Here is a 23231-nt window from a genome sequence, read left to right on the forward strand (position 1 = left end):
TCGGCCCACTTCGCGAATGGAAGGGGCCGATCTCGGTTCAGCGGGCAGGCTTATGGCAGGTCGGCAGATGATCGGCAGCATTCGTTCCGACGGTGCGCTGCCGGGCCCGTTGCCGCGGACCCGACCGGCCGACTGCGGCATCATCCAGATTGCGCCAGATCTGCAGGGCTGTGATGCGCACCGGTGCCGCGAGCCGGTTGTCGAACGGGAGCCGGTCGACGGGGCCGCACACCGACACCGCGGCGACGGGTTCGTCGATCGGCCCGACCGGGGCTGCCACACAGCCGAACCCGGGCGCGCACTCCTCGCGGTCGAATGCGACGCCGCGAGTTCTGATCTCGCTCAGGGCGACCCGAAGCTCGGCCGAGTCGGTGATCGAGTAGTTGGTCTTGCGGGTCAGCTCGGCCTCCTCGAGGTCCTCGAGCCGGCCGAGGGGGCGGTAGGCCAGAATCGCCTTGCCCACACCCGTGCAATGCGCCGGTTGGCGCGAGCCGACCTGCGTCGGAATCGACAGTCCCATGCGGCCGCCCACCTTTTCGAGATAGACGACGTCGGCGCCGTCGAGAATCGCCAGATGCACCACCATGCCCGTCGCGCGATGCAGATCCCACAGGAAAGGCGCTGCCGCCCGGTACACGCGATTCTGATGCACGGCGCGGTGGCCCAGTTCGATGAGTTTGGTTCCGAGCTCGTACTCGTGTCCGCTGCGGAGCAGCCACTGCAGCCGCACCAACTGGTCGAGCATGCGGTGAGTCGAGGAGCGCGGCAGGCCGGTCCGACGGGCAATCTGCGCCAGGGTCAGTCGATTACCACCGTCGAAGGCATCCAGCAGCGCTGACACCCGTCCGATCGCAGCAATCGGCGGGGTATCGGGGCTGTCCTTGACGGCCGGCACCATGACTGTCTCCTCATCTGCTTGATCATGAAATCGCTTACGGCACCAGCGTTCGGTTTTGTGCCGGGCATTGTGATGGTGCAGTGCACGAGACCTATTCATGGGCCGTTGTCCCGCTCAGCGGTACAGGTTGTGCAATATTTCAGCCCCCGCGGTGACGATCTTCAGTCATGACGTACTCGGGGCCGTTCCGCAACTGGGACTCGTTCCGGCCGCTGGACTCCATCGCGTCGTTGTGGTCGTCGGCGATGGTCAGCCAGCACGGCAGCGGATCGGCTGGCGCCTACCGGACCGTGTTCACCACGCTGCGCCGACTTATCGTCGGCCGCCGGCTCAACATCGGCCTCGACTCGGGCGAGATCACGCTGACAGTCACCGAGTTCGAGTCCGATCTCGACATGCGGGGCCTCTCGGTCGGCCAACTCAACGACGTGTCCCTGTCCGTCGCCGAAATCTCCTGGAACGGTCACCAGCTCGACCGGGCCACTGTGGTCATGCACAACGTGCACATCAAACCCGCCACCCCGCCGGTGCTGGTCACGGCGCCACTCGACCTGACCGTCGAAGTGTCCCCTGCCGTCGTCGACACGCTCTTCGACCTCGCCGCACCGCAGCTGACAGGTCGGGTCGACGCGAACGGCGTCGCGCAGATCCGGTGGGCCCGCCGCCCCGGCTTGGGCCACCTCGAAGTAGACGCCGCCATCGACGGGTCGACGCTACTGGTGAGGCCACGCGTGCTGGTCCTGCGCCGCACCAGATGGAATCTGCCGTCCCGCGTGCCCGCCTACCGCATGAGGCTGCCGACACTGCCGCGCGAACTCGAACTCACCGCCATCAGCTTCGGCCCGAACACCGTGCACCTCAGAGGAAGGGTGGCCGAGTGGCAGGTGGACGTTCCGGGTGGACGACTCGAAGACGTCATCAATCAACTCAGTGGCATGGGGCGGTTGCGCCAGTGGTAGCTCCCGACCGACAATCCGAGCACCCGGACCTCGATCCCGAGGTCGCCGAGCTGCTGCCGGCCCTCAACACCGGCTTCCCCGCCGTCGAGACCATGACGGGCGCGCAGGCCCGCGCAGCGGTCCGGGCCCGGTTCCGACCGCCCACCGCGCCGCGACCGGTCGGCGCCGTGCGCGACAGCGTCATACCCGTCGGCCTACCGGTCCGAATCTATTGGCCGGCAATGCCTCTCACCTGCCCACTGCCGCTGGTGGTATTCGCCCACGGCGGTGGATTCGTGTTCTGCGATCTGGACACCCACGACGACCTGTGCCGGTCGCTCGCCAACGACATCGGTGCCGTGGTGGTGTCGGTGGACTATCGGCTTGCGCCCGAGTCGCCGTGGCCCGCGGCTGCCGAAGATCTGTACGCCGCAGTGTGCTGGGCCGCCGAGCGTGCCGGAGAGCTCGGGGCCGACGCGGCCCGGTTGGTGGTCGCCGGCGACAGCGCGGGCGGCAACCTCGCTGCGGTGACAGCGATCTTGGCGCGCGATCGCGGCGGTCCCCGCATTGCGGGTCAGGCCCTGCTGTATCCGGTGATCGCCGCCGATTTCACCACGCAGTCCTACCGCCAGTTCGCGACCGGCTACTACAACACCGCGGCCGCCATGGCCTGGTACTGGGATCAGTACATTCCCGAGGTGTCGGACCGCACCCATCCGCATGCCTCACCGCTGCATGCGGACCTGTCGGGACTGCCCCCGGCGGTCGTCCTGACGGCGGGCTTCGACCCGTTGCGCTCCGAAGCCGATCAGTACGCCGAAGCCCTTGCGGCCAAGGGTGTTCCGGTACTTCATCGGCGCTACTGCGGCGCCATCCACGGTTTCATGACCATGCCCGCTCTCGCCGTGGCCGGCGAGGCCCGCCGCCGGGTAGCCGGCGATATCAGTTCGATCTTGAAGCGCTGTGCAGACGACTAGCAATCGGCCAGCGCCGTCGCGAGTGTGAACTGTCTGCGATTTCCTGGCCCGGTTTTCGCAGAGGCTGCACACTCGCGACGGTGCCGGACCTGGTCAGTCCTCGTGGATGTCGAATCCCTTGTAACCGGCTGCGGCCACGTCGGCGATGATCTCGCCGTATACCCCGAAGCCCCCGACGAACGGCATGAACACTCGCGGCTTGCCCGGGATGTTGGCGCCTAGGTACCACGAATTCGCCTGCGGCATCAAGGTTCCCGCGGCCCGGCGGCTGCACTCCCGCACCCACTCCGCTGCGGCGTCCGCACGTGCCTCCAGGGCACGAGCATCCCGCTCGTCGAGATAGGTGATCGCGTCGGCCACCCAGTCCACGTGCAACTCCGAATGCAACACCATGTTGGCCAGCACGGACGGGCTGCCCGGTCCGGCGATGTTGAACATGTTCGGGAAACCAGTGACCCCGAGCCCGAGGTAGGTGGCGGGGCCATGCGCCCACGCATCGTTGAGCGTGCGTCCACCGCGGCCGACGACATTGAGTTTCTGCACCGACCCGGTCATCGCGTCGAACCCGGTGGCCAACACCAGGGCGTCCAACGCGTAATGGGCATCGGAGGTGTCGACCCCCGTGGCGTCTATCCGCTCGATCGGCGTCGCCCGCAGGTTCACGAGGTGCACATGATCGCGGTTGAACGTCTGAAAGTAGTTGTCGTCGGTGCAGATCCGCTTGGCACCGATCGGATGATCCTTCGGGATCAGCAGATCCGCGATCGCCGGATCATCGATGACACCGCGGACCTTCTGCTCCCAGAACCGGCGTGCGGTGTCGTTGGCCTCGAGGGTGATCAGCTGATCGGGAAACGCCTTGGAGAACAGCACGCCGCCCAGCTCCCAGCGGCGCTCGTAGGTTTCCCGGAGCTCGTCGTCGGAGACCTCAAGCGCCGACTTGGGATGCGGCTGATGCGGGGAGCCCCCACCGCTGGCGCGCGAGAGCCGCCGCCGCTCGGCGTAATTCGCCTTCTGCCGAGCCCGCGTTTCGTCATCGAGCGGCACATTGCCTGCCGGAACACTGTAATTCGGAGTCCGCTGGAAGACGTACAACTGCGCGGCCTGTGCGGCGATACACGGAATCGCTTGAATGCCTGAGGATCCGGTACCGATCACGCCGACTCGCTTGCCCGTGAAGTCGACGCCGTCGTGCGGCCAGTGAGCGGTGTGGTACACCTCGCCGGTGAACGAGTCCAGCCCGTCGATCGCGGGGATGTTCGCGTTCGACAGCGGCCCCACCGCCAGGATGCAGAAGCGCGCCGACACCACGTCACCACGGTCCGTGCGGACCTCCCAGCGCAGCGTCTGCTCATCGAGGATCATGTCGGTCACCCTGGTCCCGAACGTGATGTCGCGGCGCAGGTCGAACCGGTCGGCCACGTGGTTGAGGTAGCGCAGGATCTCCGGCTGGGTTGCGTACTTCTCGCTCCAGTCCCAGTCCTGCTGCAGATCCTCGTCGAACGAATAGGAGTAGTCGACGCTCTCGACATCGCAGCGTGCGCCCGGGTACCGGTTCCAGTACCACACGCCGCCCACACCGTCGGCCGCTTCGAACACCCGCACCGAAAGTCCCTGACCGCGAAGGCGGTGCAACGCGTACAGTCCGGCGAAACCGGCGCCGACCACCACGACATCCACCCTGGCCGGAGCCTCCGCGTTCTCTGACGATGGTGCCTGGACTGCCACTATGGTCGCCTTTCACGTGGTGTTCGGAGGTGCCACGGTACGAATCGGATCCGTGCGGCCACAGCCGTTGTCTCACTCACCGGCACAACCCCGCCGAGCCCCGGCGCGGTGGCGGGGCGCTATCCGGATGCTCCTGCCCCGACTTCAACCGGTGTCCCGCTGACCGGGAACAACTCCCAGCTCGGAGCCGGTTTCTCGGTACGTTCGTGCCTGCAGGGCTACGTGGTCCGCGAATGGAGTGCTCGGTGAAACGCTTGTCAGGTATGGATGCCATGTTCTTGTCCATGGAGGGCACCGAGTGGCCGCAACACACGCTGGGGTTGATGATCCTCGACCCCAGTGACGCACCAGGATTCGATTTCGAGCACCTGCGTGACCACCTGAACCGGCGGCTACCCTACCTGCCCCAGTTCCGGCGTCGCATCCAAGAGGTGCCGCTGGGACTCGACCGGCCGGTGTGGGTCGACGACCCCTCGTTCAAACTCGACTACCACATCCACCGCGCGGCGCTACCCGCGCCCGGTGGCGAACGCGAGCTGGCCGACGTCGTCGGCGAGATCCTGGGCCGCCAACTCGACCGCAACCAGCCACTGTGGGAAAGCTGGTTCGTCGAGGGCCTGGAAGGTGGCCGCGTCGCCTACATCGCCAAGACCCACCACTCGATGGTCGACGGGGTCTCCGGCGCCGGCCTGTCGTCAGTGCTGTGCGACGCACATCCGAAGGCCGACAAGCCGCTGGTCGCTCTGCCCGATGAGGACGAACAACCGCGGCACTCTGCCCTCGAGCTGTTCGCCAAGGGCACGGTCGCGGCCGCGACCTCACCTCCGAAAATCGTGCAGTACCTGGGCCAGACCGTCCGCGGCGCCGTGACAACCATCAGTCACCTGCGGCGCGACAACCCGCCGCCACGGCCGATGAGTGCCCCGAAGACCAGCTTCAACGGCGCGCTGAGTTCGCACCGCAGCTTCGCCTACACCTCCCTGCCGATGGCCGACATCAAGCACGTCAAGAACAGCCTGGGCGTCAAGGTCAACGACGTCATCCTGTGTGTCGTTGCGGGCGCACTGCGCAGTTATCTACTGAAACGCGATGAGCTGCCGCAGAACTCGGTGCTGGCCACCGTCCCGATGTCGACCCGCGACGCCGGCGACGACGAACTCGGCAACTTCGTGCACGCGATGGTCGCGTCGATGTGTACTGACGTCGAGGACCCGGTCGAGCGGCTCTCGGCCATCCACAACGGCATGAACAGCGCCAAGGCGCTGGCCGAGGACCTGCAGTCACAGCAGTCGGTCGGCCTGACCGACTTCGCTCCGCCGGTGCTGCTGAACCTGTTGTTCAAGGGATTCCGCGCGGCCAAACTCGAAGACAAGCTGCCGCTGGGCAGCAACCTCATCGTGTCGAACGTTCCCGGTCCGCCGGTCCAGCTGTACATGGCCGGTGCACGCATAGAACACATCGTGCCGGTGGGCCCGCTGACGGTCGGTATGGGTATCAACGTCACGGTGTTCAGCTACGGCAACTACGTGGACGTCGGTGTGCAAGCCGATCCAGATCTGATGGACGACCCGTGGGAACTTCTCGAGGGCGCCAAGGCCGAGCTCGAGAAACTGATGGCCGCCGCCGGTTGACCGGTTCCGCCCACCGAGACGGCCCGGCACCCGAATTCCCACTGAGTAGGACTAAACCCCGCGCGACCTCCCGCGATGTGATTGCGTCAAGGCGTGGGCAGACCCGGCCGAGGTCTCTGTCCAGTCGACGCTGAAAGGAAGTTGCTGGGATGCAGGCGGATTCACATGGCTTGTCGAGCGTGGTGGCCATCGTCACCGGCGGGGCACGGGGGCTCGGCGCGTCGTTCGCGCGACACATCGTCGCCGGTGGCGGCAAGGTCGTCATCGCCGACGTGTTGGACGACGAGGGTGGCCAACTGGCGGCCGACCTCGGGCCCAGCGCGCGCTATGTCCACCTCGACGTGACCGATCCGGTGCAATGGAAGTCGGCGGTTCAACTCACCCTTGCCGAGTTCGGCACCCTTACCGGTCTGGTGAACAACGCGGGCATCTCCACCGGGCAGTTCATCGAGCACGAACCGCTCGACCACTTCCGCACCGTGCTCGAGGTCAACCTCGTCGGCGTCTTCAACGGCCTGCAAGCGGTCATCGCCCCCATGCGCGCCGCAGGGGGCGGTTCGATCGTCAACATCTCGTCGGCAGCCGGAATGATGGGCCTGGCGCTGACGGCCGGATACGGCGCCTCGAAGTGGGGGGTGCGCGGCCTGACCAAGATCGCCGCCGTGGAACTCGGCGGCGACCGCATCCGGGTCAACTCGGTGCATCCCGGCATGACCTACACACCGATGACGGCACAGGTCGGCATCGTGCATGGTGAGGGCAACTACCCCAACACCCCGATGGGCCGCGTCGGCGAGGCCGACGAGATCGCCGGCGCCGTCACCTATCTGCTGTCCCCCGCCGCCTCCTACGTCACCGGCGCGGAGATCGCCGTCGACGGCGGCTGGACCGCCGGCCCCACCGTGAAATACGTGATGGGTCAATGACATCCGCCGACCGGACCTACGACGGGAGCACTCCAGCATGAAGCGACTCGAAGACCACCGGATCCTCGTGACCGGCGCAGCATCGGGCATCGGGCAGGCCACCGTCCTGCGCCTGCTCGACGAAGGCGCGACCGTTGTCGGCGCCGACATCTCCACCGACGGATTGGTCCAGACGGGCGAGCTCGCCCAGCAGGCCGGCAGCGACTCCCGGTTCACGGCTCTGACCATGGACATCGGGGACGAGACCTCGGTCGTCGAGGGGGTCAAGGCCGGAATCGAGGCGCTCGGTGGCCTCGACGCCCTGGTCAATGCGGCGGGCATGCTGCGCGCCGTGCACACCCACGAGATGAGCCTGGCGTCGTGGAACCAGATCATCGCGGTCAACCTGACCGGTACCTTCCTGGTGATCCGCGAAGCCCTGCCTGCGCTGCTGGCCAACCCGCGCAGCGCGATCGTCAACTTCAGCTCCACCTCGGCGGCGTTTGCCCATCCCTACATGGCGGCGTATGCGGCGAGCAAGGGCGGAATCCAGTCGATGACACACTCTCTGGCACTGGAGTACGGCAAGCAGGGGCTGCGCGCCGTGAGCGTCGCGCCCGGCAGCATCAAGTCCGGAATCACCGACGCCACACCGGGTTTCATCCCCTCCGACGCAGACTGGTCACTGTTCGCCAAGCTGTCGCCCATCGTGCCGACAACGTTGACCTCGGGCACCGCCGCCATGGGCGATCCCAGCGCGGTCGCCGGTGTGATCGCGATGCTGGTCTCCGACGACGGCGTGTTCATCAGTGGCACGGAGATCCGCATCGACGGTGGCACCCACGCCTGATCAGGCGGGGCGCGTCGGGGCGTTCAGCCCATCAGCCCCGACGCGGCAACCACCCCGGCAAGCCCGACATGGGCATCCCGCCAGAACCTCTGCAGCGGGTGGTCGCGACGCAGCGCGTCGATGCTCGACCGCGACACGATGTCGTCGACCGCACGCACCGCACGGCGCGCCGAGGCCACCTGATCGCGCCGTGCCCGCTCCCGCACACCGGCATCGATCGGCCCGTCGAGGACAAGATGGAACGACGCGCTGACAGTGTCGAGCAGCGCCAGCCGCGAAGCCCTGATCTCCGCGGCCGCCTGCTCGACGACCGCATCGTCGGATCCCCCCGCCGCGCCGTGATGTGCCAGCGCACCATCGGCCATCCCGATCACCGCGGCCGTGATGCCCAGCGGCACCACCATCCCGAACGGCAAGTGGTAGATGGGATTACGCAGGCCGGCCTGTGCGGCCGCGGTCCCGTCGGCGACGCCGCGATGCACCCGGTATGCCGGCACGAAGATGTCGTCGGCGGCGATCGTCTTACTGCCGGCACCCGCCAACCCGACACCATTCCAGGAATCCTCGACGATCAACAGATCGGCGGTCGGCGCCAGGACGTACGTGTCGCCCGACGCGTCGGCGGTGTCGACCACGCGGGCTCCCAGAATGACCCAGTCACAATGATCGACACCCGCCACGAACTGCCACTCACCCGACAGCCGGTAGCCGGCGGCAACCGGAAGCAACAGTCCCGCAGCGGAATACGCCGATGCGATCCAGCTACCCGGATCGGCTTCCCACACCTCGTCGCGCGGGCGCCGGGCCGCGGTGGCCACGATCCACGGGGGCACGCCGACCGATCCCGCGACCCAGCCCGCCGAACCGTCCAGGCGGGCGATCTCGTAGACGGCGTCCGCGAAATCCGCCGGGTGCGTTTCGACGCCGCCGAACTCCTCGGGCTGCAGCAGGTGCATCACCCCGCAACGGCGCAACGCGTCGGCGCAACGATCGTCCAACCGGCCCAGCGCCTCGTTGACCGGTCCGAGGGCACGCAACACCTCGGCCTGTTCGTCGATGCCTTCCAGAACATCTCTGGTCATGTCAACACCACGCATCCACAACTCCCTTGTCGCCCGCATTGCGCGCTGTCGACCATCGTGGGGGATGTGATCGCGGGGTTGCGCCGCAATCTCACTGAATGGGATCGTGGTGGACCGAGGATCCGACGTCCACGCAGAAGGGACGGCGCAGATGCCGAGTTACACAAGCCGTGAACCGGCAAAGCCGCGGCCCGACCAAAGTAGCCGCGCACGCGAGGAGCACCCAAGTAACCGCGCACGCGAGGAGCACCAAGGTAGCAACGCGGTGTCCATGGTGGATCGAGTCGCGCTGATCCTGAACACGTTCGACGAACCGGGCAAGCACCTGCGGCTGGATCAGATCGCCGGCCGCACCGAGCTGCCGCGCTCGTCGGTGCACCGCATCCTCAAACAGCTCCACAAGGCCGGCCTGCTGCAGCACCGCCGCGACGGCTACGCGCTGGCCGCCTCACCCCTGCCGGTGACCAGGATGGTCGACCACTCGCAACTGCGTGGCGTGGCTTCACCGACCCTGTCGCGGCTGCACGCCGACACCGGGCTGGTGGTGCACCTCGGGGTGCTCTTCGGAGGCGACGTCGTCTATCTCGACAAGGTCGCGGGCCGCAACAGCGCCGTCGTACCGACCCGCGTGGCCGGCCACACCCCCGCGCACGCCAGCGCCCTGGGCAAGACCATGCTGGCGCAACTTCCCGCCGAAGACGTCGACGCCATCGTCGGGCAACGGCTCGTGCGGTGCACCCGGGCCACCATCGGCGATCTACCGACCCTGCACCGGGAGCTGGCCCGCATCCGGTCGCGCCACGGTCTTGCCTACGACAACGAAGAACTCGCCATCGGCCTGACAAGCGTGGCGGCCCCGTTGCGCTCGGTCGACGGTGAGGTGGCCGGCCTGTCGCTGAGCGGAACCGTCCCGTTGCACCGGTTGCAACGCACGGCCCCGTTCGTCATCCGCGCCGCGCGGCACATCTCCCAGCAACTTGGCGCCGACCTGGGCGCCAAGCCGGCATCGTCGGGCGCTCCAGCTCTGGCCACCGACAACCTGCTGTCCCGGGTGCTGCGGACGATCACCTCCGACGCCTGGGTCTGACAGTCACCAGAGGATGTCATCGACCTCCATGCCGAACGAGTAGCGCCCGACAAGGGCGAGCACCTGCTCGACGTTGCTCGCCACGTGGGTGCGCGCGGTCTGTACGTCGCGCCAAATCCGTTCCACCACAGCATCATCGGCGGCGTGGTCGGTCGCGTGCCGCATGAACGTCTGGATCGCGCCGTAGGCCCGATCGGAAGCCAGCACCTGGTCGCGCCGTGAGCGCAACACCAGCCCGGTGTCGGGGGCCGCGTCGGCGCGGGCACAGTCCATCAGGGCGGCGATGTTGCCGTCGATCTGCCGCATCGACAGCTCGACATCGGAACTCGCCATCGCGACCGGACCCAGCGGCGAGGAGACATCCGGCCGCAGGGCTGCCAGCACCCGGTCGGCCGCACCGATCAACGGAACCGTTCCGGTGTGGATGTACATCGTCGGCTGCGGCAATCGGTAGAGCGGCCCCGGAACCTCCCGCTGGTCACCGCTGACCCAGCCGAACGTGCGGTAGCGAGGCACCAGTGCCCCAGACACGACGACATCGTGAGCGCCGATACCCCGCAAACCCACACTGTTCCAGCTTGATTCGACGGTGTAGTCCTCATGAGGCACCAGCGCCACCACGAAATCCTGGGCGGCCCCGTCGTCACCGACGAGGACGGCCGCCGCCATCAACCACGCCGCGTGCGCGATGCCGGTACATCGACTCCACCGGCCCGACAGCCGGAAACCGTCCCCGGCCCGCTCGAGCCGGCCCGTCGGGGCATACGACTCACAGATCAGCGTGTTCGGGTCGGCACCCCAGACGTCGCTCTGGGCCTGCTCGTCGAACAGCGACAGATGCCAGGTGTTCACGCCGAGCCAGCCCGCCACCCACCCGGTGGACATGCAGGCCGCTGACAGTTCCCGCACCACCGACAGATACTCGACCGGGTCGGCTTCCAGCCCACCGAAGGCCTTGGGCCGCAGCATGGCGAAAAACCCGGCATCGTGCAGACGCGCGATCACCGATGCGTCGACCGCACCGCTGCGGTCCACCTCCGACGCGGCCCCGTCGATCACCGGCAGCAATCGACCGATCGCGCTGCGCACGCTCTGTGTCATCGCCTACCGCCTATCCCGCCTGCGCGGTGTCTGGAGTGTGTCACCATCGTGGATACCATTCGTCGCCCCGCCCAGGAGGTCATATGGCCCAGCCGCCCGGTGAATCAATTGCCGTGCTGGACGATTCGTCCACCACGCGACTGCTGCAGCCGGCCAGAAACGGCGGTCGGGGTGTTCCGGTGTCCGAATTCGTCTCGGCGATATCCGAACTCGCCGGACGCGACGGCTCCGCAGGTTGGCTCGCGGCCATCCTCAACGCCGCCGCCAACCAGGTCGCTGCCGTCGGCAGCGATGTCGCAGAGCGGGTGTGGGGCCGCGACACGGCCGCTCTGGTGACCATGGCGACGCGCGCCGACGGGCGATTGATCCGGCAGGGCCCCAACTTTCGGCTGACCGGCCGGTGGAACACGGTCACCGGTGCGGCATTCGCACACTGGCTGCTGCTGCGCGCCGATCTCGACGGCACTGCCCACTGGGTGCTGCTCCCACGCGACGCGGTCGAGCCGGCACAGCGCAACGACATCGCCGGCCTACGCACCACCGGCATCTGCGACGTGACCGTGGCCGATACCGTCGTCGACGCGTCTTCCGTGCACCGCTGTGTCGAGGAAAACCTCTGTGCCGATGCCGAATTCGACGTCGCCCCAAGGATCGTCACCGGAGCCGCCGTTGCGGCCGCGGTGCTCGGTGCCGCTTCCGGAATCTGGCAGGCCCACGTCGACCAGGTACGCGAGCGGCTGGCCACCTCGTACGGCAGTGAGGACACCGCCGAGCGCACGGCATCGGCGGTGGCGGTGGCCGAAACCGCCTCTGCCATCGATGCCGCCACGTTGCAACTCGATGCATCACTGCACGCCCAGGCCGCACCGGCGGCCCGGGCCCAACTGCAAGCCGTCGCCCGGGCCCGCGACGCCGCCGACCGGCTCTTGTCCAGCGGCAACCGCCACGCGCTGGACGCCACCGACCCGGTCACCAGGTTGTGGCTGGACGTGTCAGCCGGATACCGCCTGGCGGTCCGCATCCTCGACGATCCCGGCACCGGCTGAGCCTGCCCGCTCGGACAGCTCGGCGAGGACACCTGGCAACCGATCGGCGATACCGTATGGGTCCGGGACGTGATCCCCGCAGGTCAGGACGCAGATCGTCATGTCATCCCGATAGCTCCAGCCGGTGAAGTTGAGACCCATCGGGAACACCACCGGGCCCGACGAGATGAGCTGCTCGATGGGGGCGCCGCCGAGATACAGAGTCTGCTGCGGCCCGCGCATGTTCGAGGCGATCAGGCTGAACATCGGGCGCTGTTTGATCCGAGCGCCCAGGATCGGCAGCACCCGCGAATACAACCAGAACAGCGGCCAATATTCCATCCAGTCGTGCTGCAGCCAGGCGTCACGTTCGCCCTGGACCTCACGCGCGGTGCGGGTGGCCGCCGCCACGGCCTGCAGCCGTGCCACGGGATCGGCGATGTGCGTCGCCAGGTCGACGTTCCACCGGGCGACCTGATTGCCCCACTGCGCTTCGCTGCCCGCCGGCCGCATCGACACCGGCACCACGGCGGTCAGCGGCTCATCGCTGAGCTGGTCGTGCTCCTGCAGATAGCCGCGCAGCGCTCCCCCGCACAGCGTGAGGAACACATCGTTGACCGTGACTCCGAATGCCTTGGCGACCCGTTTGATCTCGGCCGCGTCGCAACAGCGGTAGGCGAACCGGCGGCGCGCCGAGAACGGCTCGTTGAAAGCCATTGCGGGCGCCGTGAACGCCTCGGCGTAGCCGGGCTGTCCGGCTTTCTGCCGCCGCCGGATCACGCCCGTGACCTTGGCCGTGCGCGTGACGATGCGCGGGAACCGGCTGAGCGCGGCGATCTGGTGCCGCAGCACCCACGGCCACCACACCACGGCGGCCGGGCGCTTCTCGTCGGGCAGCGGAATCTTCCGCGGCTGCGGCAGCGGCGTCTCGGGATCGGTGCTGTAGAGCATTTCCAGCAAGCGCAGCGAGGCGCTGCCAACGGCCACCGCATGATGAATCTTGAGCACCAGTGCGATCCGGCCGCCGGCCAGACCGTCGACGTACCACAGCTGCCACGCTGGCCGGTCGCGGTCGAGCGCGACCTCGAAGATGTCCCCGATGGTGGCTGCGAGCTCTTCGTCACCGCCGGGGGCCGGCGCGGTGGTCCGCTGGACGTGATGGTCGAGGTCGATCCGCGGCCGGGACACCCACCACGGGCGACCGACACCGACGCGTGGCGAGAGCAACTGCCACTGCATGGGCTCGACGCGGTCCACCCAACCCTGGACCACAGTCTTGAGCCGATCGAAGCTGAGCGGCTCGGAAACCCGGGCAGGATCCAGCACAACCGCCTTGATGGTGTGCTGCGGTTGCACCGAGCTCTCCCACGCCAGGAAGCTGTTGTCCTCACCCTTCAAACGGCGCATGTTCACCTCGCTTGTTCGGCCGCCGGGCGCGGCGGCGTATGTGGCTGTGATCACTCTTCTCTATTTCTGTGTCCCACGAGACAAGGTGTCCCGGCCAGCGGGATTTGACGATCCACGGCCCCGGTGACGCGCCGTACGGTTTCGTGCCATGAAGCGAGCTATCCCAGGAAGCGAGGCCGTTGCCGCCAGGATCCACCGGATGCGGGTCATCGCCCGCAGCATCGCGGTACTGCGCGAATCCGGACTGTCCGGAGGGGCCGCCGACGGCATCAGGCAGGCCCGGCTCGTTCGTCAGTTCGGTGGTTTCGCCGCCGTCATCGAAAGTGCCGCCGCACGCAACCCGGACGCCATCGCGATCACCGACGAGATCGGCGACATCACGTTCGCGCAACTGGGCGGCCGGGTCAATGCCCTGGCGCGAGCGTGGAATTCGCGCGGTATCGGGCAGGGCTCGGTGATCGCCGCACTCTGCCGCGACCACCGCGGGCTCCTCACTGTGCTGGCCGCCACGGGCAAGGTCGGCGCCCAACTACTGCTGATGAACACCGGTTTCGCCAAACCGCAGCTCGCCGATGTCGCCGCCCGCGAGAAGGTCAACGTGCTCGTCTACGACGAGGAATTCACCGACCTGGTCAGCGCGATCGATCCGGACGTGCGGCGATTCCTGGCCTGGACCGACGACCGTTCGACCACCGACATCGAAGGCACCCTCGAGGGCCTCATCGCGGCGACGTCGACGGCGCCGGTGGCCGCCCCCGCCAAGCCCGGTGGCATGACGCTGCTGACCAGCGGCACCACCGGTACGCCCAAGGGCGCCCCGCGCGGCAAGACCTCGCCACTGTTCTCCGCCCAACTGCTCGACCGCGTGCCGCGCCGACGGAACCAGACCTGCATGCTGGCCGCCCCGATGTTCCACGGCACCGGGCTGGGCCAGGCGGTGCTGTCGCTGGCGCTCGGCAACCGGCTGGTACTCCGCCGCAGGTTCGATCCCGAAGCCACGCTGCGCGCGGTGCAGACCTACCGGTGCGACGTACTCGTCGTGGTGCCGACCATGCTGCAGCGAATCCTGGCGCTGCCCAACGAGGTTCGCGACAGCTACGACACGTCGTCACTGAAGATCATCTTCGCGTCGGGTTCGGCCATGCCGCCCGCGCTGGTCGAACGCACGCTCGCCGAATTCGGCCCTGTGCTCTACAACCTCTACGGTTCGACCGAGCTCGCGGTGATGGCCGTCGCCATGCCTGAGGACCTGCGCCACGACCCGCGCACCGCGGGCCGCCCCCCGGTGGGTTGCGCTGTGCGGCTCTACGATTCGGCTGACAACGAAATCACCGAGCCGGGCGTGATCGGCAGGATCTTCGCCGGCAGCGACGTGAGCTTCGGCGGCTACACCGACGGCCGCACCAAGCAGTCCATCGGCGGCCTCCAAAGCAGCGGTGACGTCGGCCATTTCGACGAAACCGGTCGGCTCTACGTCGACGGCCGTGACGACGACATGGTGATCTGCGGCGGCGAGAACGTCTACCCGCTGGAGGTCGAGAACCTGATCACGGGCCACCCCGACGTGGACGAGGTCGCGGTGATCGGGGTCAGCGACGCCGATTTCGGCCAACGGCTCAACGCCTACGTGGTGCTCAACGACGGAGCCACCCTCGACGCCGAGGGTGTCAAAGAGTTCGTGAAAGCAAACCTGGCGCGCTACAAGGTGCCCCGCGACGTCGAATTCCTCAGCAGGCTGCCCCGCAACGCGACCGGCAAGGTGCTGCGCGGCGAGCTGACCGGAGGCGCCAAATGAGTGACTCCGACACCATGAAGCGCGAGGTGGCGGGCCGCATGGGCGACGCCTTCGCCCCGATCGTCGAAGGCGGCATGGATCCCATCGCCGCGGCGGCCGAGGTACGCGCCCGGCTCAAGGCCAGCCGCCGTCCCGCCAAACCCGTCGAGGTCGGCAAGGTCGAAAACCGGACGATACCCGGCCCCGCGGGCGAGATACCGGTACGCATCTACCAACCGCTGGGCGCCGGCGACACTCACCTGCCCGTGGTGATCTACTTCCACGGCGGCGGATTCGTGCTGTGCGACCTCGATTCACACGACTCCTGCTGCCGCCGGCTGTCCAATGGCATTGGCGCCGTGGTGGTTTCGGTCGACTATCGGCTGGCTCCGGAGCATCCGTTCCCGGCCGCCGTCGACGATGCGTGGGCGGCCACCGAGTGGGTGGGCAGCCACGTCGACGAGCTCGGTGGTGATCCGGCCCGGCTGGTGCTCGCCGGTGACAGCGCCGGCGGCAACCTCGCCGCCGTGATGGCGATGACGGCCCGCGACCGCGGCGCCCCGGCCATCGCATTCCAGGTGCTCATCTATCCCGTCGTCGACCAGCGCCGCAAGTCGTCACTGGCGAGCCCGCACACCAAAAGCGGTGTGCTCACCGCGGCGCACATGCAGTGGTTCACCGAGCAGTACCTCGGCGTAGACGGGAACCGGAGCAGCGCACAGGTATCGCCGATTCTCGGTGACCTGTCGGGACTTCCGGACGCCCATGTGCTCACCGGAGGACTGGACCCGCTGTGCGAGGAGGGCGAGGAGTACGCGCGCAGGCTTGCCGCAGGCGGCGCGAAAGTCAGCGTCCGACGGTACGACCGTGGCTTCCACGGATTCTTCAATCTCGCCGACCATCTGCCGGACGCGGCACAAGCCACCGACGACGTTTGCACCGTCGTCCGCGATGCCCTGGGCACCCAGCCCTGAACATCACCCCACATCGGAACATCGTGAAAGGCACACCCATGGAACTACGAAACGCGCGGGTGCTGGTCACCGGCGCCAGCCGCGGACTCGGCAAGAGTATCGCCGAGGTGCTGGCGCGCCGGGGCGCCGAGGTCGCGCTGGTCGCGCGGAACGGCGCAGCCCTCGAGGCACTGGCCCAGGAGCTGGGTGGCAAGGCCTACCCGACCGACCTGGGTGATCCCGCGGCGGTGGAAAGTCTCGTCGACCGGGTCGAAGCAGACGGTCCGGTGGACATCGTGGTCAACAACGCCGGTGTCGACCACGTCGGCCGGTTCCATCAGGTCAGCCCCCAGCAGGTACGCGACCTACTGCAGATCAACCTCGCGGCGCCGATGGAAATCTGCCGTCAGGTGTTGCCGCGCATGGTCTCGCGCGGCCGTGGCCACATCGTCAACGTGTCGTCGATGGGCGCCATATCGCAGGGCCCCGGACTGACCCTGTACGGCACGTCGAAAGCCGGACTGAGCCACTTCACCGCCGGGATTCGCATGGAACTGCGTGGCAAACCGGTGGGCACCACGCTCGTGCAGATCGGCGAGGTCAAGACCGACATGATCGACAACATCCGGGAATTCGGCCCGGCACGGCGCACCATCGAGCGGTCCATCCGGTGGCGGATGATTCCCCGTGAATCGCTCGACCCGGCAGCGGTTTCCGAGGCCATCGCCGACGCGATCGAACGCAACCGTCGCCATGTCATCCTGCCGCGCAACATCGTGGCCATGGCCAAGTTCACCGAGTTCCCGCGCCGGGTCTCCGAGCTCATGCTGACCGGCATCGACCAGGACATGGACTGATGCCGGGCGTCGACCTGTCCGGGAAGGTCGCGATCATCACCGGTGCGGCTCAAGGGCAGGGCGCAGCAGAAGCCCGCCTGTTCGCCGACCTGGGTGCGCGGGTGGTGCTGACCGACGTCCTGGTGGACAAAGGCCGGGAGGTGGCGGCAGCCATCGGTGACTCGGCACGGTTCCTGCACCATGACGTATCCGATGAAAGCGGCTGGGCCGCGGCCGTGGACACCGCCGTCAGCGAATTCGGCCGCCTCGACGTGCTGGTGAACAACGCCGCCATCTGCAAGGTGGTGCCGTTGACCGAGCAGACCGCCGACGGGTTCGACCAGATGTTCCGGGTCAACCTCCTCGGCGCGTTTCTCGGGATCAAGGCCGTCGTGGAGCCGATGAAAGCAGCCGGCGGCGGGTCCATCGTCAACATCTCATCGCAGGCCGGCGTACAGGGACTGGCCGGCTACACCGCTTACGGCGCGTCCAAATGGGGCCTGCGCGGCATGTCCAAGGTGGCGGCAATCGAATTGGGACCGTTGGGAATTCGAGTGAACACCGTCTACCCCGGCATGATAGACACCCCGATGATCGCGCACCTCGACGTCGAACGCGGTCCGGGCGGGCACCCCGGCGCACCGCTGACCCGGGTCGGCACGCCCGAGGAAGTGGCCGAGGTGGTGGCATTCCTGGCGTCCGACGCGTCGTCCTACATCACCGGGGCCGACCTCACGGTCGACGGAGGCGCCAGCGCGGGCCGGATCCCCGTCACCCCAACACATTCCAGCTGACCGACCTGCGAAACGACTGCGAAACAAGGAGGTTCCGTTGTCGGCAAGCCGCAATGGCGCTGGTAGGTTCTCGGGCACCCGCTCGGACTGCGTGAACCTGACGCAGCGCGCGACCATCACGCCCCACATCGCGCTCGACGAGGCAGTGCTGGCCGTGATGCGCCGCCGCCAGCCGCGACGGTCGAGTACCGCCGCGGCCGAACGGACAGCCGCGGACATGGCCGCGGCGGCAACGCTTTTCGCCGAGCGCGGCTGGTTGGCGATGCCGGCGACGTATCACCGCGCTCCCCCGCCGCTGCTCGATTCCGAGGTGCGGAGCCGGCGCACGCACGCCCGCCCGTGGGGACACGAGACCATGACGTTTGCATCGGGATTTCGACCCCGCGCCATCGAACCGGGCGCGACGCTGTGGCCGGAGAACGACCGCAACGACACCGTCTCGGTCCGCGTGTTGCGCCGCGAGGAGTCCCGGGCCCCGTGGGTGATCTGCCTGCACGGCTTCGGGATGGGCGCGTCGCGTTTCGACCTGGCCGTGCTGTGGGCCAGCTATCTGCACTCCAAGCTGGGTTTCAATGTGGCACTTCCGGTTTCGCCGCTGCACGGAACCCGCAGGGCGCCCAGTGACGGGGAGTTGCTGTCGCTGGACCTCACGGCGATGCTGCATGGCATCACCCAATCGGTGTGGGATGTCAGGCGACTGGTGAGCTGGATCCGCGGCAACACCGACGCGCCGGTGGGCGTCTACGGGGTCTCCCTGGGCGGATTCCTGGCCACCCTGTTGGCCGGCCTCGAGCCACTCGACGCGGTCGCGGCCGCTCTGCCGTTCACCGACGTATTGGGACTGCTGCAGCATCACGGACCGCCGAGCGACTACCGGGAGGTGATCGGGAGTGCGGCGGCCAGGGACACCTTCCGAGTCACGTCGCCGCTGGAGCTACCGCCGGTGATCGCACCGGAGCGGCTGTCTCTCTTCGCGGCCCGGGCCGACCGGCTGATCCCGATCGAGCAGTCCCGCGCCCTCGCGCAGGCGTGGCGGGGCGGCCATGTGCAGTGGTTCAACGCCGGGCATGTCGGCTTCACGTGGTCCCGGGCGGCCCGGGGTGTGCTGGCCGCCCGGATGCGCGACGCGCTGGGCCCCGGCCGCTCCTGAGGGCGGCCACGTCGCAGCGATGACCGTGTCCCGCCGCGCGGGAGTCGATCGGCTGCCCTCTACGCTGACCGCATGTCGCAGCCGCGTATCAACATCAGCTCCGGATCCGAGTTCGAGGACATCGTCGGATACTCCCGCGCCGTCCGGGTCGGCGATCACGTCGCGGTCTCCGGCACCACGGGCGCCGGAGACGACGTCGCCGCCCAGACCCGCGACGCACTGGCCCGCGTCGAAAAGGCCCTGCAGGACGCGGGCGCCAGCCTGGCCGACGTGGTGCGCACCCGGGTCTTCGTCACCGACATCAGCCGATGGAAAGACGTCGCGGCGGCCCACGCCGAGGTATTCGGGAACATCCGTCCGGTGACGACGATGGTCGAGGTTTCGGCGCTGATCGCCCCCGAGTTGCTGGTCGAGATCGAGACCGACGCCTACGTCGCCGCAAGTGGCGAGAACGTACCGTCGGAGGCCGGCAGGTAGGCATTGACAGCCGTCACCGCCTCGGCAGGCAGCGGCCCGTACAGATGCGGGAACAGCATGGCCTCGGGATCGGACGGCACGCCGGGCTCCCAGCGCACCGGCGCAGTCAGCGCCGCCGCGTCGATGTAGAGCAGCACCAGGTCGGTGCGACCGGCGTAGAGCCGGTTGGCAGGCAGGTGCACTTGCTCGGGCGCCGACAGGTGGACGAAGCCCGCAGCGTCCAACGAGGAGGGGCGGTGCTCCCCGGACGCCTGGGCGTACCGCCACTCATCGGCACTGCACAGGTGAACCAGCACGGGCGGCGACGGATGCATAACGCCAGCTTGCCGGTCGAGCAACTCGGCGGACAAGTGAGACACGACACACCGGTAAACCCCTAGGGAACAAGGCCGGAACCGAAAACGTCTGAGAGAGTAGACATACGCAAACCCGGCGCCATTGCCGGGAGGCGCAGAGCAGAAGACGGAGGAGCCATGAACGCAACTCTGACCACCCCGGAGCTAACCAGAGCCGATCGTTGCGACCGCTGCGGTGCCGCCGCACGCGTGCGCGCGACCCTGCCGTCAGGCAGCGAGCTTCTCTTCTGCCAGCACCACGCCAACGAGCACGAGGCCAAGCTGGTCGAACTGGCAGCCGTCATCGAAGTCAGTCCGGTCGAGGCATAAACGCCGCTGAGCACCACCCGACTGGGCAGGAGCACGCTTCGTCCGTAATGCTGGTCTGAACATGACCGGCCAGCCGCTTCCACTACCCCCATCACGCCATCACATCTGGCATATCGCACGGCGCACACTCTCCAAGAGTTGGGACGACTCCATCTTTTCGGAATCGGCCCAGGCAGCTTTCTGGTGTGCGCTGTCGTTACCGCCGCTGCTGTTGGGGGTGCTGGGCAGCTTGGCGTATATCGCCCCGTTGTTCGGGCCGGATACGTTGACCGCGATCATCAGCCAGCTGATCAATGCGGCGAACAGCTTCTTCTCGAAGAACGTCGTCAACGAGATCATCGAGCCCACGATCCGTGACATCGCCTCCAGCGCCCGCGGCGAGGTGGTGTCACTGGGGTTCGTGATCTCGTTGTGGGCGGGGTCCTCTGCGGTGTCGGCATTCGTCGACTCGGTTGTCGAGGCCCATGACCAGACCCCGCTGCGCCACCCCGTACGGCAGCGGTTCTACGCCCTCGGGCTCTACGTGGTGATGCTGATCGGCGTCATCGCCACCGCGCCGTTCATCGCGTTGGGGCCACGCACCATCAGCGAGCACATCCCCGACAGCTGGGACAACGTCCTGCGTTACGGCTATTTCCCCGCCCTGTTCCTGGCCGGGGTCGGCGGGGTGACGCTGCTCTACCGGGTGTCGTTGCCCAAGCCACTGCCATCACACCGGCTGCTGCTGGGCTCGGTGCTGGCCACTGTGGTGTTCCTGGTGGCGACTGTGGGCCTGCGGTTCTACTTGAACTGGATCACCCGCACCGGCTACACCTACGGCGCGCTCGCGACGCCCATCGCGTTCCTGCTGTTCGCGTTCTTCCTGGGCTTCGCGGTGATGCTGGGCGCCGAGCTCAACGCTGCCATCCAGGAGGAGTGGCCTGCCGCGGACACGCACGCCCAGCGTCTGCGGGACTGGCTGGAGGACAAGGCCCTCAACGGCAACGGCGCGGCGGCCAAGGACTCGGCCGCCGACGCCAACGAGAAGCCGACTACTTCTTGAGCGATTCGTAGATGCGCTTGCAGTCGGGGCAGACGGGCGAGCCGGGCTTGGCGGCCTTGGTCACCGGGAACACCTCGCCGCACAGCGCGACAACGTGGGTGCCCATCACGGCACTCTCGGCGATCTTGTCCTTCTTGACGTAGTGGAAGTACTTCGGAGTGTCGCTGTCGGTCCCGTCGTCGACGCGTTCATCTGCGTCGGTGCGCTCGATCGTCTGGGTCTGCATGTCTTTATTGTGCTCCTCGCGTCCGGACTCTCATTGTGCTCCTCGCGTCCGCCGGACTCATATTGTGCCCGCCCACCCGGGCCCAGGAAATCCGCCTGCGCCGACGTCACCCAGGTGTGGAACAGTAGAGGTATGAAACAAAGCCACGAGCTGAGTTTCGACGACGATTTCGACGGCGAAGGTCGCCCGATTCTCATCACGCGCGCCGCGCCGGCCTACGAAGAACAGCACCGCGCCCGGGTACGCAAGTACCTGACGTTGATGGCGTTCCGTATCCCGGCGTTGCTCCTGGCGGCACTTGCCTACAACCTCTGGGGCAACGGCCTGATCTCGTTGGCGATCATCTTGGTCTCGGTACCCCTGCCGTGGATGGCCGTGCTCATCGCCAACGACCGTCCTCCCCGCAAGGCCGAGGAGCCCCGGCGGTATCACCATGGCGGCGAGCGGGTACCCCTTTTCCCGACCGCGCAAAGGCCGGCGCTACAGCCTGACGAACACCCGTCGCCGCAACCGGATGAGGACCGGCCGGGAGGCGACGTTCCAGGCTGAGGGGCTTCTTTAGCTATTCTCAGGATAATCTCAGGTCGTCGCCGAAAAACTGCAGGTCAAGCGGCATGAAATCGGCAACTGGTGGGAACTCTTACTGTGTCCACTGCGTTATAAGTGGTGACAGTTCGAGCCGATCAGGAGGCCGTCATGGCAAATGCCACCACAAGCCGCGTTGACACCGATCTGGACGCCCAGAGCCCGGCTGCAGACCTCGTGCGCGTGTACTTGAACGGCATCGGCAAAACGGCGTTGCTCAATGCTGCCGATGAAGTAGAGCTCGCGAAACGCATCGAGGCCGGGTTGTATGCCCAGCACCTGCTGGACACCAAGAAGCGCCTCGGTGAAACCCGCAAACGCGAGCTTGCGACCGTAGTCCGGGACGGCGAAGCCGCCCGGCGCCATCTACTCGAAGCCAACCTGCGCCTGGTGGTGTCGTTGGCGAAGCGCTACACCGGCCGCGGCATGCCGCTGCTGGATCTGATCCAGGAGGGGAACCTGGGGCTGATCCGAGCGATGGAGAAGTTCGACTACACCAAGGGCTTCAAGTTCTCCACGTATGCCACGTGGTGGATCCGCCAGGCCATCACCCGCGGCATGGCCGACCAGAGCCGCACCATCCGACTGCCCGTCCACCTCGTCGAGCAGGTGAACAAGCTGGCCCGGATCAAGCGGGAGATGCACCAGAACCTGGGCCGGGAAGCCACCGACGAAGAGCTCGCCGAAGAGTCGGGTATTCCGGTGGAGAAGATCAACGACCTGCTGGAGCACAGCCGGGATCCGGTGAGCCTGGACATGCCGGTGGGCACCGACGAGGAGGCGCCGTTGGGCGACTTCATCGAGGACTCCGAAGCCATGTCGGCGGAGAACGCAGTGATCTCCGAGTTGCTGCACACCGACATCCGTTATGTGCTCGCCACGCTCGACGAACGTGAGCAGCAGGTGATCCGGCTGCGGTTCGGACTCGACGACGGTCAGCCGCGGACGCTGGACCAGATCGGAAAGCTGTTCGGGCTCTCTCGTGAGCGGGTCCGTCAGATCGAGCGCGAAGTGATGGCCAAGCTCCGCAACGGTGATCGCGCCGATCGGCTCCGGTCGTACGCAAGCTAGACGTGCCCCTGGATGTGCCCGCCGGATAC

Annotated in this window: 24 protein-coding genes; 17 read left to right on the forward strand and 7 right to left on the reverse strand. The window is 67.4% G+C overall.

The features are described from left to right. Nucleotides 1–37: 37 nt before the first annotated feature. Nucleotides 38–898: an IclR family transcriptional regulator gene (locus tag BTO20_RS21875; protein ID WP_087078241.1), complete on the reverse strand. Its 861-nt coding sequence runs from the start codon at nt 896–898 to the stop codon at nt 38–40. A gap of 167 nt (nt 899–1065) precedes the next feature. Between BTO20_RS21875 and BTO20_RS21880 the strand changes: the two genes are divergently transcribed. Further along, complete coding sequence (locus BTO20_RS21880; protein ID WP_087078242.1) at nt 1066–1857, forward strand: hypothetical protein; 792 nt, start codon at nt 1066–1068, stop codon at nt 1855–1857. Continuing rightward, entirely contained in the window at nt 1851–2813 is a 963-nt protein-coding gene (locus BTO20_RS21885; RefSeq protein WP_232490818.1) for an alpha/beta hydrolase, read from the forward strand. Before BTO20_RS21880 ends, BTO20_RS21885 begins: the two co-directional genes overlap by 7 nt. 93 nt (nt 2814–2906) lie before the next feature. Here BTO20_RS21885 and BTO20_RS21890 read toward each other — a convergent pair whose 3' ends face one another. Further along, entirely contained in the window at nt 2907–4541 is a 1635-nt protein-coding gene (locus tag BTO20_RS21890; protein ID WP_087078243.1) for a flavin-containing monooxygenase, read from the reverse strand. Nucleotides 4542–4786: 245 nt separating this feature from the next. Here BTO20_RS21890 and BTO20_RS21895 point away from each other — a divergent pair, with 245 nt between their 5' ends. The 3 genes from BTO20_RS21895 (at nt 4787) to BTO20_RS21905 (ending at nt 7927) form a co-directional block, all read left to right on the forward strand. Continuing rightward, nucleotides 4787–6172, forward strand: coding sequence for a WS/DGAT/MGAT family O-acyltransferase (locus BTO20_RS21895; RefSeq protein ID WP_198344019.1), 1386 nt, complete (start codon nt 4787–4789; stop codon nt 6170–6172). Between the two features lie 149 nt (nt 6173–6321). Continuing rightward, nucleotides 6322–7098 carry an SDR family oxidoreductase gene (locus BTO20_RS21900; protein WP_087078245.1) on the forward strand — a complete coding sequence of 259 codons (777 nt, stop codon included), beginning with the start codon at nt 6322–6324 and terminating at the stop codon, nt 7096–7098. 37 nt (nt 7099–7135) lie between these two features. After that, nucleotides 7136–7927 carry an SDR family NAD(P)-dependent oxidoreductase gene (locus BTO20_RS21905; protein ID WP_087078246.1) on the forward strand — a complete coding sequence of 264 codons (792 nt, stop codon included), beginning with the start codon at nt 7136–7138 and terminating at the stop codon, nt 7925–7927. Nucleotides 7928–7950: 23 nt separating this feature from the next. Here BTO20_RS21905 and BTO20_RS21910 read toward each other — a convergent pair whose 3' ends face one another. Next, complete coding sequence (locus BTO20_RS21910; RefSeq protein ID WP_157680307.1) at nt 7951–9009, reverse strand: acyl-CoA dehydrogenase family protein; 1059 nt, start codon at nt 9007–9009, stop codon at nt 7951–7953. A 271-nt stretch (nt 9010–9280) separates the two neighbouring features. On the opposite strand from BTO20_RS21910, the gene BTO20_RS21915 reads away from it, so the two are divergent. Further along, nucleotides 9281–10096, forward strand: coding sequence for an IclR family transcriptional regulator (locus BTO20_RS21915; protein ID WP_087078248.1), 816 nt, complete (start codon nt 9281–9283; stop codon nt 10094–10096). 3 nt (nt 10097–10099) lie between these two features. Here BTO20_RS21915 and BTO20_RS21920 read toward each other — a convergent pair whose 3' ends face one another. After that, complete coding sequence (locus BTO20_RS21920; RefSeq protein WP_087078249.1) at nt 10100–11197, reverse strand: acyl-CoA dehydrogenase family protein; 1098 nt, start codon at nt 11195–11197, stop codon at nt 10100–10102. An 83-nt stretch (nt 11198–11280) separates the two neighbouring features. On the opposite strand from BTO20_RS21920, the gene BTO20_RS21925 reads away from it, so the two are divergent. Next, complete coding sequence (locus BTO20_RS21925; RefSeq protein WP_157680308.1) at nt 11281–12243, forward strand: acyl-CoA dehydrogenase family protein; 963 nt, start codon at nt 11281–11283, stop codon at nt 12241–12243. Here the strand turns inward: BTO20_RS21925 and BTO20_RS21930 are convergent. Then, nucleotides 12190–13629 carry a wax ester/triacylglycerol synthase family O-acyltransferase gene (locus BTO20_RS21930; protein WP_087082476.1) on the reverse strand — a complete coding sequence of 480 codons (1440 nt, stop codon included), beginning with the start codon at nt 13627–13629 and terminating at the stop codon, nt 12190–12192. The two genes, BTO20_RS21925 and BTO20_RS21930, sit on opposite strands and share 54 nt — an antisense overlap. A 148-nt stretch (nt 13630–13777) precedes the next feature. On the opposite strand from BTO20_RS21930, the gene BTO20_RS21935 reads away from it, so the two are divergent. From BTO20_RS21935 to BTO20_RS21960, 6 genes are all read left to right on the forward strand, one after another. Beyond that, nucleotides 13778–15424, forward strand: a complete 1647-nt coding sequence (locus BTO20_RS21935; protein ID WP_087078250.1) for an AMP-binding protein — start codon at nt 13778–13780, stop codon at nt 15422–15424. Continuing rightward, nucleotides 15421–16377, forward strand: a complete 957-nt coding sequence (locus BTO20_RS21940; protein ID WP_087078251.1) for an alpha/beta hydrolase — start codon at nt 15421–15423, stop codon at nt 16375–16377. The genes BTO20_RS21935 and BTO20_RS21940 overlap by 4 nt, the downstream gene beginning before the upstream one ends. A 38-nt stretch (nt 16378–16415) precedes the next feature. Further along, a complete protein-coding gene (locus BTO20_RS21945; RefSeq protein ID WP_087078252.1) occupies nt 16416–17213 on the forward strand; it encodes an SDR family NAD(P)-dependent oxidoreductase in 798 nt (265 codons plus the stop codon). Beyond that, nucleotides 17213–17986, forward strand: coding sequence for a glucose 1-dehydrogenase (locus BTO20_RS21950; RefSeq protein ID WP_087078253.1), 774 nt, complete (start codon nt 17213–17215; stop codon nt 17984–17986). The genes BTO20_RS21945 and BTO20_RS21950 overlap by 1 nt, the downstream gene beginning before the upstream one ends. A gap of 91 nt (nt 17987–18077) precedes the next feature. Then, nucleotides 18078–19136: an alpha/beta hydrolase family protein gene (locus tag BTO20_RS21955; RefSeq protein ID WP_087078254.1), complete on the forward strand. Its 1059-nt coding sequence runs from the start codon at nt 18078–18080 to the stop codon at nt 19134–19136. A gap of 72 nt (nt 19137–19208) precedes the next feature. Beyond that, nucleotides 19209–19613, forward strand: coding sequence for a RidA family protein (locus tag BTO20_RS21960; RefSeq protein ID WP_087078255.1), 405 nt, complete (start codon nt 19209–19211; stop codon nt 19611–19613). Here BTO20_RS21960 and BTO20_RS21965 read toward each other — a convergent pair. Beyond that, nucleotides 19565–19927: a DUF952 domain-containing protein gene (locus tag BTO20_RS21965; protein WP_087078256.1), complete on the reverse strand. Its 363-nt coding sequence runs from the start codon at nt 19925–19927 to the stop codon at nt 19565–19567. The genes BTO20_RS21960 and BTO20_RS21965 overlap by 49 nt on opposite strands. Before the next feature lie 159 nt (nt 19928–20086). Here BTO20_RS21965 and BTO20_RS21970 point away from each other — a divergent pair, with 159 nt between their 5' ends. Continuing rightward, entirely contained in the window at nt 20087–20278 is a 192-nt protein-coding gene (locus BTO20_RS21970; RefSeq protein WP_026356416.1) for a DUF7455 domain-containing protein, read from the forward strand. A gap of 61 nt (nt 20279–20339) precedes the next feature. Then, nucleotides 20340–21320, forward strand: a complete 981-nt coding sequence (locus BTO20_RS21975; RefSeq protein ID WP_087078257.1) for a YihY/virulence factor BrkB family protein — start codon at nt 20340–20342, stop codon at nt 21318–21320. Here the strand turns inward: BTO20_RS21975 and BTO20_RS21980 are convergent. Further along, a complete protein-coding gene (locus BTO20_RS21980; RefSeq protein WP_018600547.1) occupies nt 21310–21546 on the reverse strand; it encodes a DUF3039 domain-containing protein in 237 nt (78 codons plus the stop codon). The two genes, BTO20_RS21975 and BTO20_RS21980, sit on opposite strands and share 11 nt — an antisense overlap. Nucleotides 21547–21678: 132 nt before the next feature. On the opposite strand from BTO20_RS21980, the gene BTO20_RS21985 reads away from it, so the two are divergent. Both BTO20_RS21985 and BTO20_RS21990 read left to right on the forward strand, forming a co-directional pair. After that, on the forward strand, nt 21679–22095 hold the full coding sequence (locus BTO20_RS21985; RefSeq protein WP_087078258.1) for a DUF3099 domain-containing protein: 417 nt from the start codon (nt 21679–21681) through the stop codon (nt 22093–22095). Between the two features lie 117 nt (nt 22096–22212). Next, on the forward strand, nt 22213–23202 hold the full coding sequence (locus tag BTO20_RS21990) for a sigma-70 family RNA polymerase sigma factor (RefSeq protein WP_264028723.1): 990 nt from the start codon (nt 22213–22215) through the stop codon (nt 23200–23202). Nucleotides 23203–23231 lie beyond the last annotated feature (29 nt).

Origin of the sequence: Mycobacterium dioxanotrophicus, assembly GCF_002157835.1 — a bacterium.
Classification (GTDB): Bacteria; Actinomycetota; Actinomycetes; order Mycobacteriales; family Mycobacteriaceae; genus Mycobacterium; species Mycobacterium dioxanotrophicus.